The 15,013-nt window shown below is 72.4% G+C and carries 14 protein-coding genes; 10 read left to right on the forward strand and 4 right to left on the reverse strand.

Annotated features, from left to right (window positions below; genetic code table 11):
• Nucleotides 1–32 precede the first annotated feature (32 nt).
• On the forward strand, nucleotides 33–1,280 hold the full coding sequence (locus IE252_RS28685) for a hypothetical protein (RefSeq protein ID WP_373298629.1): 1,248 nt from the start codon (nucleotides 33–35) through the stop codon (nucleotides 1,278–1,280).
• A gap of 136 nt (nucleotides 1,281–1,416) precedes the next feature.
• Entirely contained in the window at nucleotides 1,417–1,947 is a 531-nt protein-coding gene (locus tag IE252_RS28690) for a DoxX family protein (protein WP_190092320.1), read from the forward strand.
• Here the strand turns inward: IE252_RS28690 and IE252_RS28695 are convergent.
• Together IE252_RS28695 and IE252_RS28700 are read right to left on the reverse strand one after the other, a co-directional pair.
• Complete coding sequence (locus tag IE252_RS28695; RefSeq protein WP_190092321.1) at nucleotides 1,851–2,117, reverse strand: hypothetical protein; 267 nt, start codon at nucleotides 2,115–2,117, stop codon at nucleotides 1,851–1,853. The two genes, IE252_RS28690 and IE252_RS28695, sit on opposite strands and share 97 nt — an antisense overlap.
• A complete protein-coding gene (locus tag IE252_RS28700) occupies nucleotides 2,104–3,450 on the reverse strand; it encodes a PspC domain-containing protein (protein ID WP_190092322.1) in 1,347 nt (448 codons plus the stop codon). Before IE252_RS28700 ends, IE252_RS28695 begins: the two co-directional genes overlap by 14 nt.
• 197 nt (nucleotides 3,451–3,647) lie before the next feature.
• Here IE252_RS28700 and IE252_RS28705 point away from each other — a divergent pair, with 197 nt between their 5' ends.
• The 7 genes from IE252_RS28705 (at nucleotide 3,648) to IE252_RS28735 (ending at nucleotide 11,973) form a co-directional block, all read left to right on the forward strand.
• Nucleotides 3,648–4,928, forward strand: coding sequence for an ATP-binding protein (locus IE252_RS28705; RefSeq protein WP_190092323.1), 1,281 nt, complete (start codon nucleotides 3,648–3,650; stop codon nucleotides 4,926–4,928).
• Nucleotides 4,925–5,626 (forward strand): LuxR C-terminal-related transcriptional regulator, encoded by a 702-nt coding sequence (locus IE252_RS28710; RefSeq protein ID WP_190092324.1) that lies wholly within the window; start codon nucleotides 4,925–4,927, stop codon nucleotides 5,624–5,626. Before IE252_RS28705 ends, IE252_RS28710 begins: the two co-directional genes overlap by 4 nt.
• Before the next feature lie 128 nt (nucleotides 5,627–5,754).
• The gene (locus IE252_RS28715; RefSeq protein WP_190092325.1) at nucleotides 5,755–6,213 is read left to right on the forward strand and encodes a hypothetical protein; all 459 of its coding nucleotides are present in this window, start codon (nucleotides 5,755–5,757) and stop codon (nucleotides 6,211–6,213) included.
• A 10-nt stretch (nucleotides 6,214–6,223) separates the two neighbouring features.
• Nucleotides 6,224–8,485: a WXG100 family type VII secretion target gene (locus tag IE252_RS28720; RefSeq protein WP_190092326.1), complete on the forward strand. Its 2,262-nt coding sequence runs from the start codon at nucleotides 6,224–6,226 to the stop codon at nucleotides 8,483–8,485.
• 26 nt (nucleotides 8,486–8,511) lie between these two features.
• Complete coding sequence (locus IE252_RS28725) at nucleotides 8,512–9,567, forward strand: hypothetical protein (protein ID WP_190092327.1); 1,056 nt, start codon at nucleotides 8,512–8,514, stop codon at nucleotides 9,565–9,567.
• Between the two features lie 52 nt (nucleotides 9,568–9,619).
• A complete protein-coding gene (locus IE252_RS28730; protein ID WP_229848840.1) occupies nucleotides 9,620–10,837 on the forward strand; it encodes an alpha/beta hydrolase in 1,218 nt (405 codons plus the stop codon).
• The gene (locus tag IE252_RS28735; protein ID WP_190092328.1) at nucleotides 10,837–11,973 is read left to right on the forward strand and encodes an alpha/beta hydrolase; all 1,137 of its coding nucleotides are present in this window, start codon (nucleotides 10,837–10,839) and stop codon (nucleotides 11,971–11,973) included. The genes IE252_RS28730 and IE252_RS28735 overlap by 1 nt, the downstream gene beginning before the upstream one ends.
• On the opposite strand, the gene IE252_RS28740 is transcribed toward IE252_RS28735, so the two are convergent.
• The gene (locus tag IE252_RS28740) at nucleotides 11,937–13,016 is read right to left on the reverse strand and encodes a C40 family peptidase (protein ID WP_190092329.1); all 1,080 of its coding nucleotides are present in this window, start codon (nucleotides 13,014–13,016) and stop codon (nucleotides 11,937–11,939) included. The two genes, IE252_RS28735 and IE252_RS28740, sit on opposite strands and share 37 nt — an antisense overlap.
• Nucleotides 13,017–13,339: 323 nt before the next feature.
• Here IE252_RS28740 and IE252_RS28745 point away from each other — a divergent pair, with 323 nt between their 5' ends.
• On the forward strand, nucleotides 13,340–13,693 hold the full coding sequence (locus tag IE252_RS28745) for a hypothetical protein (protein ID WP_067163281.1): 354 nt from the start codon (nucleotides 13,340–13,342) through the stop codon (nucleotides 13,691–13,693).
• A 13-nt stretch (nucleotides 13,694–13,706) separates the two neighbouring features.
• Here IE252_RS28745 and IE252_RS28750 read toward each other — a convergent pair whose 3' ends face one another.
• Nucleotides 13,707–14,846, reverse strand: a complete 1,140-nt coding sequence (locus IE252_RS28750; protein WP_190092330.1) for a C40 family peptidase — start codon at nucleotides 14,844–14,846, stop codon at nucleotides 13,707–13,709.
• Nucleotides 14,847–15,013: the final 167 nt, after the last annotated feature.

Genomic DNA, 15,013 nt, shown 5'->3' on the forward strand with positions numbered 1-15,013 from the left:
TCGACATGACTTGAGGGAAGGGCGAGATTTCCGTGGCGGTGCAGGAGGCTCGGCAATGCGGTGGTGACTGCGGTCCCGGTGCGCGGAACGGCCACCGGCGCGCGGTGGCGGAGTTCCTGGCCAAGCGCGACGGGCTCGCCGCCGGGGAAGGGCTGCCCGCAGCCGTCGCGCACTCCGCCGGGGCGTCCCGCCAGTGGGTGTCGGACGAGCTCACCCAGTCCGCCCGGGCGCTCGCCGAACACGGCCGGGAGGCGGGGCAGGCCTGGCCGGGCGCGGTCTGGCGGGCCACCCTGGTGACCGTGTGGGGGAGCGTCGCGGCGCTGGCGCTCGTGGAGGCGTTCACGGCGATCGGCGCGGGCTGGAGCCACGCCCGGACCGCCGGGCTGGTCGCCGCGCTCGTCGTGGCGGTCGCGCTGACCGGCGCTGGATGGCTGCACCGGGCGCGCGGCGGACTGCTCGCGCCCGTCGTCGGCGAGGACAACCGGCTCTCCACCTCACGCGCGGTGGCCGCCGCCTGGGTGCTCCTGGTGGCCTTCGCGGTGCTCCTGCTCGCCGTACGGCTGGCCGGGGCGTCCGGGGCGAAGGAGCGCGACGCGCTGATCGAGGGCCTCGGGCTCTCCCGTGGTGCGGGCCTGCTGGCGGTGGTCGCGCTGGTCAGCGCGGTGACCGTGGTGGTGCGCCGGGTCGTGGCCGTACGCATCGCGGGGCAGCGGCTGCAGAAGGTGCGCGCCGAGCGGCCGCGCGCCGCCGACCTGCTCACCGACGACGCCGGGCGCGGCAGCTTCGCGGACGTCCAGTACGTCCTGGTCTCCACGGTCGCCGTGCTCTTCGCCGCGGTGCGCCTCGCCCGGCGGCCCGACCGGCTGCCCGATCTGCCGTGGGCGCTGGCCTTCCTGGTGGCCGTGTCCGCGCTGACGTACTTCGCCGGGAAGTACGCCGAAGGCGGTCGTCCCGTCGTGCTCTCGGTGGTCCGGGCGCGCGAGGCGGGCGATCTGGACGCGCCGATCCGTACCGGTGACGACATCGAGATCCGCGGCGCCGGATTCGTACCGCCCGGAGCGGGCACCCCCGACCGGCTCGCCCGGATGGTCGTGCGGATCGGCGCGGTCCACGTCCATGTGCCGCTGATCCCGGTCACCGGAGGCTTCGCCAACCCCAGCGACACCGTGCTGACCGTGCCGGTCCCGGTGGACGTCGAGCCGGGCCGGGTGGAGGTGCGGGTGGTCACGGCCGCGGGCGTCGAGACGAACCGGGTCGCGATCGACGTCACCGGCGACTGAACCCCACCGGATCCGGGTCACCGACCGAACCGGCCCCGCCAGCAGGGGAAACCGGTTGAGGGGTGAACCGGTTGAGCCGCCCGTCCCTCCCGTACGTATGGTCAGGTGACAGGGGTTACGGAAGGCGGGAACGGCGATGGCACACGGAAATCTCACCCGGACGCGAGGCGGGGCGGCCACCGGCGGGGGCCTGCGGGGCCTGAAGGAGACGGCGGGCAGGTACGCGCTGCTGCCGCTGCGCGTCTTCCTCGGCGTCACCTTCGTCTACGCCGGGTTCGACAAGCTCACCGGCGGCACCACCAGCCTCAAGGCGAGCGGCCCCGGCTCGATCGGGGAGCTGATGCACTCGGTGCGGGACAGCTCCGCGATCCCCGCCCTCGTCGACCTCGCCCTGAAGAGCCCGGTCGGCTTCGGGTACGCCATCGCCATCGGCGAGATCGCCGTCGGACTCGGCATCCTGGTCGGCCTGTTCGGCCGGCTCGCGGCGACCGGCGGCGCGCTGATCTCGCTGAGCCTGTGGCTGACCGTGAGCTGGGCGACCACGCCGTACTACTACGGCAACGACCTGGCCTATCTGATGGCCTGGCTGCCGCTGGTGCTCGCCGGGACACCGCTGCTGTCCGCCGACGCCTGGCTGGCGTCGCGGCGCCGTTTGCGCACCTCGTAGGCGACCCAGCTGGCGAGCCCGGCGAGGCCGAGGCCGCCGCAGAGCAGCGGGATCACCACGTACCAGGGCGTCTGCCATTCGTCGGCCGCGTCGCCCGCGAACAGCACGGCGGTCGCCAGCATCACCGTCCCGAGGATGAGGCGGCCGGGGCGGAACTCATGACTCCGCACGGTCCACCTCCGCCTGGCCGATGGAGACGTGCAGATCGAGCTCCAGGGTCCCGGCCGGTTTCGCCCCGGCGGGCGGCGGCAGGGTCACGGTCTTCTTCTGGTTGGGCTGGATGTCGACGTCCTCCGGCTTCTCGGTCGGCAACTGCACGTCACCGACCCCGACCACGATGTGCGCCTTCACGGTCGCGCCCAGCGGCACGACCACCTTGAGCCGCCCCGCGCCGACCTCCGCGCGCGTCTTCACGCTCTGCCCCGCGGGCACCACGACCTTGCTCAGGTCGAGGGTGCCCTCGCCCGAACCCAGTGCGTACGACGGCCGTACGTCCGCCGCCGCGGCAGGGGTCCAGTCGGTCCTGGTCCACTGGGTGGTGATGGTCTTGGGCATCGCCGAGGCCCCGGCGAGCAGGGCGGCCGTGAGCACCGCCATGAACAGCGTGCCGAACCCGGTGCGCCCCACGAACGCGCTGATCACGAGGCCGAGGCCGAACACCACCAGGGCGGCGGTGAGGCCGATCTGGAGCGCGGTGCCCAGCGGCTGGTGGTCCCAGGCGCCCGCGGTGCCGGCGCCGCCCGCGAGCAGCGCGAGCAGGAAGACGAACCCGCCGATGGAACGCGGGCCCCGGGTGGCCCGGTCGGCCGCCTTCTTGTCGCGGTACTTCCCGGCGCGCGCCCAGGCCCCGGACGACGGCACCGCGTCGGCGCCCTCGGCGCCCCACAGATAGCCGGTGCCGACCGGGCCCGTGGTGCCGTCCTTGACGATCGGGTCGCGCCACCAGGAGGGCGAGACGGGTGTGGGCGGAGCCTTGGTCTCGGGCGGGGCCGCCCCGGGGCCGAAGGCGGGGGCGGTCCCGGCCGCCGTCTGGGCGGCCGTCGTGTCCGGCGGGGCGTCCGGGGGCGTGACCGAGCGGCGCTGGGACCAGACGCCGATGCCCGCGACGGCCAGCGTCAGCAGCGACGCGAAGGTCATCACCGAGCCGTTGCTCAGCATCGACAGGAAGATCCCGCAGCCCGCCAGCGCCATCAGCACGGCGACCAGCGCCGGGCCCTCCACCCGGCCGGACAGCAGCCGCCGGGCCTCGTTCTCGTCCTCGTCGTCCATCGGGAGCAGCAGCCAGGCGAACCCGTAGAAGACCAGGCCGAGGCCGCTGATGACGGTGAGCACGCCGAACGCGATCCGGAAGATCACCGGGTCGATGTCGCAGTACCGCCCGAGCCCGCCGCAGACGCCGCCGATCACCTTGTTGCGACCGCTGCGGCGCGGCGGCGGCGCGGCGGGCGCCGGGTCCGGATCCGGGTCCGGCGGCGCGACGGGGGTCTCGGTCGGCTGAGTCATGACTCCATGGTGACGGGCGGTGCGCGGGTCCGGCACCCGCCCCGACCCTGGCCTCTCCCTGAGATTGCCCCTGATGCGGAGCCGGGGCCTCCCCCGAGCGGGGGAGTGCGGCTCCCCCGTGCGGGGACCGCGGATCAGGGGCGTCCTGGGGGATTGCCCTGATGCCCGCACCGGCACGGACGTGTGACGATCGGTGCATGCCAGTCGCCGCTTCCCGAACCGCGCCCACCGAGGCCGACGAACCCCCCGTGCGCAAGCTCTACCGCTCGGCCGAGGGGCGGATGCTCGGTGGCGTGGCGCGCGGCCTCGCCGGACACCTCGGGCTGCCGGTCGTCTGGGTGCGGATCGTCTTCCTCGGCCTGTTCATGATCGACGGCCTGGGGGCGCTGCTGTACGCGGTGTTCTGGTTCGTGGTGCCGCTGGGCCTGGGCGGTACGGCGGCGGAGCCGCGCTCGGCGTTCGAGGTCAGCCCCGACGGCCGCAGACGGCTGCGCAAACCCGACAAGGGCCAGGTCGTCGCCCTGATCGCGCTCTGCGTCGGCGCGGCGATCTTCGCGAGCAATGTGAACGTGGGCGGCTGGGCCAGTCCGTACATCTGGCCGACGCTGCTGGTCGGCGCCGGTGTGATCCTGGTGTGGCGGCAGGCGGACAACGCCCGGCGGGCCCGCTGGACCGAGGGCGCCCGACGCCACCGGCTGCTGCCGGTGGCCCGGGGGTTGGCCGGGGTGGCGCTGGTCGGCGCGGGCTTCACCGGGTTCGTGGTGGTGCGCGGCTCGGCGGCCCAGCTCGGGAACGTCCTGACGGCGGCGCTCGCGGTCATCGCGGGCATAGCCCTGCTGGCGGGCCCCTATCTCGTCCGGATGACCCAGGACCTCTCCGAGGAGCGCCTGATGCGCATCCGCGCCCAGGAGCGCGCCGAAGTCGCCGCCCATGTCCACGACTCGGTGCTCCACACCCTCACGCTGATCCAGCGCAACGCGGAGAACGTGGGGGAGGTGCGCCGCCTCGCCCGCGCCCAGGAGCGCGAGTTGCGGGCCTGGCTCTACAAGCCGGGGGGCACCGGCAAGGACGAGTCGGAGGAGCCGGAGACCCTGGCCGAGGCGGTGAAGAAGGCCGCGGCCGAGGTGGAGGACAAGCACGGCGTGCCGCTGGAGGTCGTGGTCGTCGGCGACTGCCCGCTCGACGAGCGGCTGTCCGCACAGATGCAGGCCGCGCGCGAGGCGATGGTGAACGCCGCCAAGTACGGTGGCGAGGGCGGCGCCGTCCAGGTCTTCGCGGAGGTCGAGGGCCGTACGGTCTTCGTGTCCGTACGGGACCGGGGCCCCGGCTTCGATCTGGACGCGGTGCCGGACGACCGCATGGGCGTACGAGAATCGATCATCGGCCGGATGCAGCGCAACGGCGGAACGGCGAGGCTGCGTTCGGTGCCCGGTGGGGGCACCGAGGTCGAGCTGGAGATGGAGAGGGCGGACGGATGACGACGGAGCAGACCCAGGGAACCCAGGGCGGTGCCGAGCGGCGGGTGCGGGTCGTCCTGGTCGACGACCACCGCATGTTCCGCACGGGGGTCCAGGCGGAGATCGGCCGTACCGAGGAGACGGGCGTGGAGGTCGTCGGCGAGGCGGCCGACGTGGACCAGGCGATCACCGTCATCACCGCGACGCGGCCGGAGGTCGTCCTCCTGGACGTGCACCTGCCGGGCGGCGGCGGGGTGGAAGTCCTGCGCCGTTCGGCCCCGTTGATGGCGGCCGCGGAGAACCCGGTGCGCTTCCTCGCGCTGTCCGTCTCGGACGCGGCGGAGGACGTGATCGGGGTGATCCGGGGCGGTGCGCGCGGCTACGTCACCAAGACGATCACGGGTACGGACCTGGTCGACTCGATCTTCCGGGTCCAGGAGGGCGACGCGGTGTTCTCGCCGCGGCTGGCGGGCTTCGTCCTGGACGCGTTCGCGTCGACGGACGCGCCGCCGGTCGACGAGGACCTGGACCGCCTCACCCAGCGCGAGCGGGAGGTGCTGCGGCTGATCGCGCGCGGCTACGCGTACAAGGAGATTGCCAAGCAGCTGTTCATCTCGGTGAAGACGGTCGAGTCGCACGTCTCGGCGGTGCTGCGCAAGCTCCAGCTGTCCAACCGGCACGAGCTGACGCGGTGGGCCACGGCTCGACGGCTGGTCTGACGGGGCGGGGGCTCCGGGAGGGGGTGGGCGGAACCGGGATTGTCAGGATGGCGTCAAGACTCAACGTGCACTCCTTGCACGGCAGTTGGGATCCACGATGATCGTCGGACACGGGGGAGGGACTGTCCATGGGCTTCGAGGAAGAGTGGGCGTCGAGCAAGGCGGCCGCGGCGCGGCAGCCGGGGGGCATGCGGCTCGACGGGGCGTACGACGGGCCGTTCCCGCCGTCGGGGCCGGGCGGTGACAAGGACCTGAACTCCAGCCCCGCGCGGAAGACCGCCGCCGCCAACGACATCGAGACCGACTTCGAGCCGCACACGAAGACGGCCGGTGCGTGGGCGGACGAGGCCACGGGGACGGCGGCCAAGGCGTTCGCCGGGTGGGCGACCGCGGCCGGGCTGACGAAGGCCCAGGAGCGGTGGGGGAAGTCGGTCACCGCGTTACTCGGCCGGCTGGCCGGGGAGAAGTCCGCGCTGCGCGGCACGACGGGCTACTTCCAGAAGAACGACTTCGGCGTCGGCAACGACTTCGCGCCGCTCCTCAGACCGTCCTCGCTCAGCCAGTTCTCGCCGCCGCCGCACGCGTAGGAGTCCTCTGATGCTGACCTACGAACTGATCATGAAGACGGACTTCTCGCAGCTCACCACGGCCGCCACCAAGTGGGACGACATGGCAGGGGAGCTCAAGAAGCTGGAGGAGCGCTACAAGACCCAGGTCCAGAACGTGAGTCTGGACGGCACCTGGACCGGCCAGGCCTCGCTCTACTCCCGGCCGAACTTCGCGGCGACGCACACGCAGTACGTCGCCGCGCAGACCGAGGCCAAGGCCGTCGCCTCCCTGTTACGCGATGCCCACGCCCAGTTCGTGGACCTGAAGAAGCGGGTGGAGTCCGCGCGGGACGACGCCGTCAAGGCGGGGATGAAGGTCTCCGAGACGGGCGCCGCGACCTTCGACTACAGCAAGGTCAGCGCGACGGAGGCCGATTCGGTCCGCCACGACCCGGGCCTGCGCACCACCGAGAACTCGTGGTCGCAGCACATCGCGCAGGCCGTGACGGCCATGAACGACGCCGACCAGGGCGTGAAGATCGCCCTGGAGGCGGTCGGCGCCGACCTCGACCTGTTCGACGACACGGCGAACGGCTTCAACGCCAAGGCCAACGGCGACGTGGAGTTCTACGAGGCCAAGGCCATGATCCCGCTGGCCGAGAAGATCAAGGACGGCGACAAGCTGTCCCCCGAGGAGCTGGCCGAGGCCGAGTCGCTCTTCCGGGACAACTCCCACGACAAGGGCTTCACCCAGACGCTGTTGCAGAGCCTGGGCCCGGACGGCGCGGTCCAGTTCACCCGGCACATCAACGACTGGTCGCTCTCCGACAAGTCCCACAAGGACGACTACGCGACTCTGGAACGCGGCTTCGCCACCTCCCTGGCCACCGCGACGACGGTCCCGGGCAAGGTCACGGACATGCCGCCGGGCTCCGCCAAGTACAACGAGTGGCTCAACAGCCCGGACGGGAAGTTCTACAAGGGGTGGATGGAGGGGATGGAGAAGACGGGGGTCCACGACTACGGGAGCAACACCCGGCCGCTGCTCGGCTACCAGCTCCTCACCACGCTGATGCAGAAGGCCGACGGTATGTACGACGACCAGTATCTGAACGCGCTGGGCGACCAGATGATCGCGGCGGAGCGCGGCCAGAAGTCCAACATCTTCGACACCTGGGGCGCCGACTACAAGGGCGTCACCCCGGACCCGGTCGACGCGCTGCTCGGCGTCATGAGCAAGAACCCGGACGCGGCGACGTTCTTCTTCGACCCGGCGGACAAGACGGGCGCGGACCACCTGCACTACCTCGCGGGGCACGGGGGCGGCACGCGCGACTGGCCGCAGCACATGGTGTCGGGCGGGGTGGCCACGGCGACGTACGACCTGCCCGACAGCCATGCCGGGCTGGGGCTCGCCCTGGAGGCCGCGGCGACCGGACACCCGCCCTTCGGCCCGAACCAGGACCCCTGGCCGGTGCCCACGCACACCGAGGCCCAGGCCCGGGTGATGAACGGGATCATCGGCCAGCTCGACCAGGGCACCAGCACCGAGGTGCACAAGAACATGCAGGCGGCGGTGGCCAAGGCCCTGGCGGAGTACACCCCGGACACCCACCAGATCCTCGGCAACGCGGGCGGCGGCTACATCCGCGGCATGAACGACGGGTTCTTCGTGGACGACAAGGGCATGGCGCACCTGGCCACGACACCGGACAAGCTGGTGCACGTCATGCGGGGGCTCTCCGAGGATCCGGCCGCCTTCGCGGACCTCAGCAAGACGGAACTGCGCTATCTGGACCACGAGCTGAGCACGCTCCCGAAGGGCGCCAGTCCGCTCGACCAGAACGACCTCATCGCCAAGTCGGGCAACGCCCTGGGCACGTACACGGCGATCCGCGAGGACGTGCTCAACGACGGCCGTGTGAACGCCTATTCGTCGGCGGACTGGAAGGCGAAGGTGGCCTACCACATCATCGGCGGAGTCGTGACGCCGATGACGATCCCCACGACCGGCGGCGGGTCGATCGTCGTCGGAGACGCGCTGCAGCGCGGTGTGGACACACTGGCGTGGATGTGGGGCAACGAGATGAAGGCGGGTGCGGACGCCGAGGCCAACGCGAAGATCTCCGACACCTTCCTCAACGCCGACACCCAGATGCGCACGGTGGTGAACACCTGGGGGGAGGACCGCTACGGCACCGGTGACCCGGAGGCGCGGAAGCTGGTGGACGAGTACATCCGGCGCATGCACGACAGCCACACCACGGGCCTGTCCCAGGCCAAGGGCTATCTGACCGACACCACCAACTGACGCCGGGACGCCACGGAGCCGTGACAGTGACGAACTCGCAAGCGCCGTCGGCGCCGCGCGCGTCCCGGCGCCCTCCGACGGGGGTGCTCGCGGCCGCCGCGGCCGTGGTCGTGCTCGCCGCAGGGGCGGGGACCTGGCTGCTCGTGCGGTCCGGCGGCGAGGAGGGGCCCTCCTGCGCCACCGTCGGCGAGGACGCCCGCATCCGGAAGGACCTGGCCCCCGCCGACGCGTCGGGCATGAACTGCCGGGAGCTGGCGGCCGCGTTGAAGAAGGCGGCGGCCCCGGACGGCTCCGGGCGGCACACCCTGGAGCAGGCGGGGGTGATGCGCGACCTCGTCAACACGCTCGACGACGACTTCCGGGACCGCTCCACGGCGGACCTCGCGGCGCCCCTGCGGGAGCCGGTCGCGGAGCTGCTCGCCGACTACGCGACGGACATGCACACCATGCTCGTGCACTACTCGGAGTCGATGGCCTACATCAGGCACGCGGGACCGAACGGCGGCCCGTGGCGCGACGAGAAGGGAGTCGTCCGCATGCCGGTGGAGAACCAGTCGCTCATCCGGGTCATGCGGGCGGTCTCCGACGACCCCGCCGCGTACGCGACGCTCCGGAAGGCCGAGACCGGGCGCTCGGCGGAGGATCTGGCCCGTATCACCAAGACGTCGGCCGGGGACGCCGTCTCCGTTCCGGTCGGCGCCACGGCCACCGCGCTGGGGCTGCTCGACGCCATGGCCGAGGAGGTCCTCGCCACCGGCTCGAAGAGCGAGGCGGCCCGGTGGAAGGCGGACGTGGTGAAGGGTCTGTCGGACGGGGGCGCGAGTGAGGTGCCCGCGTTCTCCGCCGACCCGGCGCGGTACATCGCCGGCACCTGGGAGCGCGGCACCGCCGCCGGCGGCTACCCGGCCCTGGGCGGCCAGACGCGGGACATGGTCGGCATCCTGGTGAAGGCGAGCGGCCGCCCGGCCGAGTCCGTCGCGGAGCCCCTGCGGGAGGCCGTGGCCGCCGGCCGGGTCGGGCGGGACTGGCTGGCCGAGGCGCTGATCACCATAGGCTCCCCGCCCAGGAGCCCCCGCACGTAAAAACCCGGCAAACCAGTCAACCCACACATCCCCGTCACCCCTCTCCCCCCACGTGAGCACCCCGCACCACCTGACCGACCTGACCGGCACCCCCTTCCTCGCCGTCACCCTCTTCGCCGCCGTGCTGGCCGTCGTCCTGCCGCTCGCGGTGTGGGGGCGGGTGCGGGGGCCACGGGTCGTGCGTGCCGGGGTGCGGCTCGGGATGGTCGTCGTGGCGCAGGTCAGTGCCGTGCTCGTGGTGTTCGTGGCCGTCAACGACCAGTACGGGCTCTACGACAGCTGGGGCGATCTGCTCGGCACCGAGAGCCACGTCGCGGCCGCGCCCGACCTCGGGGCGGACGGGACCGGAGGGCGGGACATCTCCGCCGCCCCCCGCGTCCGGCAGGCCTTCTCGCCCGTCACCGGGGACCCGGACATCGGCCCGGGGCTGCGGCTCACCCACCTCAAGGGGGCGCTCTCCGGCGCCGAGGGGGAGGTGTACGTGTGGCTGCCGCCGCAGTACGGGGAGCCGAAGTACAAGAACATGGACTTCCCCGTCGTCGAGCTGCTCGCCGGGTACCCCGGCTCCGCCCGCGACTGGTGGGGCAACCTCGACGTACAGACGCAGCTGGAGCCGATGATGGAGCACGGGGAGGTCGCGCCGTTCATCCTCGTCTCGCCGCGCACCACGCTGCTGCCCGGCAAGGACACCGGCTGCGCCAACGTGCCGGGCACCGTCAACGCCGACACCTGGCTCAGCGTGGACGTACGGAAGATGGTCACCGACACCTTCCGGGCGCGGAAGGACGCCGACGGCTGGGCCGTCGCCGGGTTCTCCGCCGGGGCCCACTGCGCGGCCAAGCTCGCGATCGAGCACCCCGACCGCTACCGCGCGGCCATCGGCTTCTCCGGCTACAACGACCCCGCCGCCGAGCCCGACTCCATCGCCGCCCACGACGCCCGGCTGCGGCGCACCACGAACCCGCTGTGGACGCTCACCCACGCCCGCCGCCCGCCCCGCACCTCCCTCTACCTCACCGGCGAGCCCAAGGACGGGTACGACGACGGCCTTGCGATCCAGCGGGCCGCGCAGCCGCCCACCCGCGTCACCGTCCTGCCCTCCACGGGCGGGCACCGCGTGACCGTCTGGAGGCCATTGGTGCCGGCGGCCTTCCGCTGGCTCAGCGGGGTCGTCGGGGGACCGATGGGCGCGGAAGCAAGCACCGGGAAAGTAAAGGCCTCGCAAAGCGGGGCAACTCCAGTCAGCGCAACCGGCTCTTCACGGGCGTGATGAGCCTGACCGGTACCCCCTTCCTGCTGACCGCCGTCGTCGTGGCGGTGGCGGCCCTGCTGCTGCCCCTGTTCCTGTGGAGCAGGATCGGCGGGCCGGCCGTGGTGCGCGGGGCCTCCCGGCTGCTCATGCTGCTGTTCGCGCAGTTCACCGCCATCCTCGTCGTCTTCGTGATGGTCAACAACGCCAACGGGCTCTACGACACCTGGGACGACCTGCTGGGCACCGGCAACCACGTCAACGCCGCCCCCGACCTCGGCCCCGACGGCACCGGAGGCAAGAAGGCCGCCTCCGCGCCCAAGGTCAAGCAGGCCTTCAAGGAGTACAAGGGCAAGGTCGGCAACGGCGTCATGAAGACCACGCTCAAGGGCGCGATCTCCGGCGTCGAGGGCGACGTGGCGGTCTGGCTGCCGCCGCAGTACAACGACCCCGCGTACAAGGACAAGACGTTCCCCGTGGTCGAGCTGCTGCCCGGCTACCCGGGCTCGATCGGCGCCTGGTTCGGCTCGCTGCACACCCAGCGCCAGCTCACGCCGATGATGCAGCGCGGCGAGGTCGCGCCGTTCATCCTCGTCTCGCCGCGCACCACGCTGCTGGACGGCCGCGACACCGGCTGCGCCAACGTGCCGGGCACCGTCAACGCCGACACCTGGATCAGCGTGGACGTACGCAAGATGATCACCGACAACTTCCGGGCCGCCACCGGGCCCGAGGGCTGGGCCGTCGCCGGGTACTCGGCGGGCGGCCACTGCGCCGCCAAGCTCGCCATAGCGCACCCCGACCGCTACCGCGCCGGCGTCGACCTCTCCGGCTACAACGACCCGGCCGCCGAGGGCGCCTCGATCACCGCGCACGACCCGAAGCTGCGCCGCGAGTCCAACCCGCTGTGGATCCTCAAGAACGCCACGACCCCGCCGCACACCTCGTTGTTCGTCTCCGGCGACCTGGGCGACGGCTACAACGACGGCCTGGCCCTGAAGAAGGCCGCCAAGGCCCCGACCACCGTCCACGTCGTGCGGCTGAACGGCGGCGGCCACCGCAGCAGCGTCTGGGAGCACCAGGTGCCCGACGTCTTCCGCTGGCTCACCAAGGAGCTCGGTCAGGCGGGCCGGGTGGCGCCCGCGAACGGCATCTGATCGATCGGCGCGATCCGCACCGGCGCCCCCGGGTGCGGCGCGTGGATCATCTGGCCGCCGCCGATGTAGAGCCCGACGTGGCTGATGCCCGAGTAGAAGAAGACCAGGTCGCCGGGGGCGAGCGCGGAACGGGACACCCGGGCGCCCGAGTTGATCTGCGTGTACGTGGTCCGGGGCAGCGCGACGCCCGCCGCGCCCCAGGCCGCCTGGGTCAGCCCCGAGCAGTCGAACGAGGACGGCCCGGTCGCGCCCCACACGTACGGCTTGCCGAGCGCGGTGTACGCGAACGCCACGGCGGCCGCCGCCCGGCCGCTGGGGGCCGGGAGCAGCCCGGCGGGCGCGGCGGGCGCACCGGGGGCGGAGGAGCGGCTGGCGCGGCCCGGGGCGCCCGCGTCGGCGCGGTCGCCGTCCTCGCCGTCGTACGCGGCCCGCTGCTCGGCGGTCAGCTGCGCCAGCAGCGCCTGCGCCGAGTCGATCTTCGACTTGATGGTCTCCTTCTGGCGCCTGAGCTCGGCCTGCCGCTCGCGCAGTTCGCCGAGCCTGCCGTCGGCGGCGGTGTGCAGCCGCTTCAGCTCGGCGAGCTGCTTGCGGACCCCGGCCACCGCGGTCGCCGTCCGGTCCCCGGCCCGCTCCTGGAAGGCCGCGTCGTCCAGGTACCGCTGCGGGTCGGACGACAGCATCAGCTGGAGCGCGGGGGCGACCCCGCCGGTGCGGTACTGGGCGGTGGCGATCGAGCCCAGCGCGTTGCGCGCGCTGTTGAGCCGGTCGGTCTTGCGCGCGGCCTCGTCCTGGAGCGCGGCGACGGACTTCTGGGTGTCGTCCGCCTTCTCCTTGGCGCCGTTGTACGCCTCGGTGGCGACCTCCGCGTCGTGGTAGAGCGCGTCCACCTTGGCCTTGACCTGGGCCGGGGTCAGGCGGGGCTCGGCGTGGCCGGAGCCCTCGAAGGCGGTGGCGGTGGCGGCTCCGGCCAGTGCGAGGGTCGCCGCGGTGCGGGCGGCGGGGCCGGTGAGCGGGTGCTGCCTGGGCTTTCGGTGTGCAGCCACTAGGGCCTTCACGTCCTTCCGTGCACATCCGGCGACGGACCGCACAGGGGGGGACGGCCCGCCGCCGGATCTCTCGGCTTGGCGACCGATGACCGCCCTTGAGGGGGCGGCGATGGGGAGTCGGTCACCTGGGGGAGGACGCTAAACCTGGGTGACACGGGGGAGTGAAGCAAAGCTGTGAAGTGTTCTTTTCCGGCGCTCAAGTGACCGTGTGCGACCGGTCGACCGTCGAGCGGGCCCGGTTCCTGGTGCCGGTGTGACCGAAGAGCCGGGGGCCCACCTGCCCGCCGCGCCCGGACACGGGGTGGCTAGGCTCGCCAACCATGGACGTACTGATCAATGTCTTCGTCGCCCTGCACATCATCGGCATCGCCTCGCTGCTCGGAGGCTTTCTGACCCAGATGAAGGCGATGGGTGCCGGGACCGCGCGGTTCGTGCCCGCCATGCTGCACGGCGCGCTGACGATGCTGGTCACGGGCGTCGCCCTGGTCGGCCTCAACCAGGCCGACGACAACTCCGTGAACACCGCCAAGATCGGGCTGAAGCTGGCGGTCCTGGTGGTGATCCTCGGCCTGGTCTATGTGAAGCGGGACGACGAGAAGGTGGAGAAGGCGCTGTTCGGCGCGGTCGGCGGCCTCACCGTGGCGAACATCTTCATCGCGACGCTGTGGACGTGAGCCGCGCCGGGGGTCACGCTGGGCGCACGCTCCCGTAGATCGGCATGTAGTAGATCGACTCCTCGCGGACGTACGCACCCGGCTTCGGCGCGTGGATCATCATCCCGTTGCCGATGTACATGCCGACGTGGCTGATGTCGTCGTAGAAGAACACCAGGTCACCGGGGCGCAGCTCGGCCGTGGCGACCCGGGTGCCGGCCTTCACCTGGTCCCAGGTGGTGCGCGGCAGATCGACCCCGGCGGCCTTCCAGGCGGCCTGGGTGAGCCCGGAGCAGTCGTACGAGGACGGCCCGGTCGCGCCCCACACGTACGGCTTGCCGATCTGCTCGCGGGCGAACGCGAGCGCCTTGGCGGCCTTGGTGGAGGCGGACGGGGTGCCGGTGCCCGTGCCCGGCTTCGTCGGGGGCTTCTTCGCGGCCTCCGCCGCCTTGGCCGCCTCGGCGGCCTTGCGGGCGGCCGCCTCCTGCCGCGCCGCCAGCTCCGCCGCCTTCTTCCGCGCCTCCTCGCGCTTCTTCTCCTCCAGCGCCGCCAGGCGCGCCTTCTCCTGCGCGGTGAGCGTGCTCAGCAGCGTGCGCGCGGACGCCAGCTTCGTCTGGACGTCCTGCTTGCCCGCCCGCAGCGCCTCCTGTGAGGCGGTCAGCCGCTCCAGGCCCCGGGTCGCGTCCGCGCGCTTCTTCGCGATGCCCGCCCGCTCGGTCTCGAAGTCCCGCAGCGCCTGCTCCTCGCGGCCGGTCAGCTGCTTCATCAGGTGGTTGCGGTCGAAGAACGCCTGCGGGTCGTCCGCGAGCATCAGGGTCACGGTCGAGGCCATGCCGCCGGTGCGGTACTGCTCGGCGGCGTAGTTGCCGAGGACCCGGCGGGTGTCGTTCAGCCGGGCGGTGCCCCGGGCGACCTCGTCGAGCAGGCCGTCGACCTTCTCGCGCTGGTCGTCGGTGGCCTCCTTGGCCCGGTTGTACGACTCGGTGGCCGTGCCCGCCTGCCGGTAGAGGTCGTCCACCTTGCGCTGGACCTCCTCGACCGTCGGCTTGGGCCTGCCCGGCGCCGCGCCCGCGCTCTGGGCCAGCAGGCTCACCGAGGCGAGCGCGGCCGTGGTGATGCCGACGGCGGGAGCGGCGTTGCGAATGCGGGTGCGCGGCTTGCGATGGGAGGGCAAGGCCGACACCTCCTTCCGGATCGTTCCGGACGGGGGCGGTCCCCGGACGGGTGCGTTCCCCGGTTGAGGCGGCACGCTAGCCAACTCGCGTGGCCGCTGGGAAGGTTGATGTCCGACAGGCCCGATACATTCCCGTGACCTTTACGCTCCGTAGTCGTTGGTTCGTC

The organism is Streptomyces melanogenes, assembly GCF_014649795.1.
Taxonomy (GTDB): Bacteria; Actinomycetota; Actinomycetes; order Streptomycetales; family Streptomycetaceae; genus Streptomyces; species Streptomyces noboritoensis.

Bases quoted from the DNA above. Each gene is read 5' to 3' on its own strand.
- IE252_RS28720 (WP_190092326.1), top strand. From the start codon at position 6,224: ATGCTGACCTACGAACTGATCATGAAGACGGACTTCTCGCAGCTCACC.
- IE252_RS28715 (WP_190092325.1), top strand. From the start codon at position 5,755: ATGGGCTTCGAGGAAGAGTGGGCGTCGAGCAAGGCGGCCGCGGCGCGG.
- IE252_RS28705 (WP_190092323.1), top strand. From the start codon at position 3,648: ATGCCAGTCGCCGCTTCCCGAACCGCGCCCACCGAGGCCGACGAACCC.
- IE252_RS28745 (WP_067163281.1), top strand. From the start codon at position 13,340: ATGGACGTACTGATCAATGTCTTCGTCGCCCTGCACATCATCGGCATC.
- IE252_RS28710 (WP_190092324.1), top strand. From the start codon at position 4,925: ATGACGACGGAGCAGACCCAGGGAACCCAGGGCGGTGCCGAGCGGCGG.
- IE252_RS28700 (WP_190092322.1), bottom strand. From the start codon at position 3,450: ATGACTCAGCCGACCGAGACCCCCGTCGCGCCGCCGGACCCGGATCCG.
- IE252_RS28690 (WP_190092320.1), top strand. From the start codon at position 1,417: ATGGCACACGGAAATCTCACCCGGACGCGAGGCGGGGCGGCCACCGGC.
- IE252_RS28735 (WP_190092328.1), top strand. From the start codon at position 10,837: ATGAGCCTGACCGGTACCCCCTTCCTGCTGACCGCCGTCGTCGTGGCG.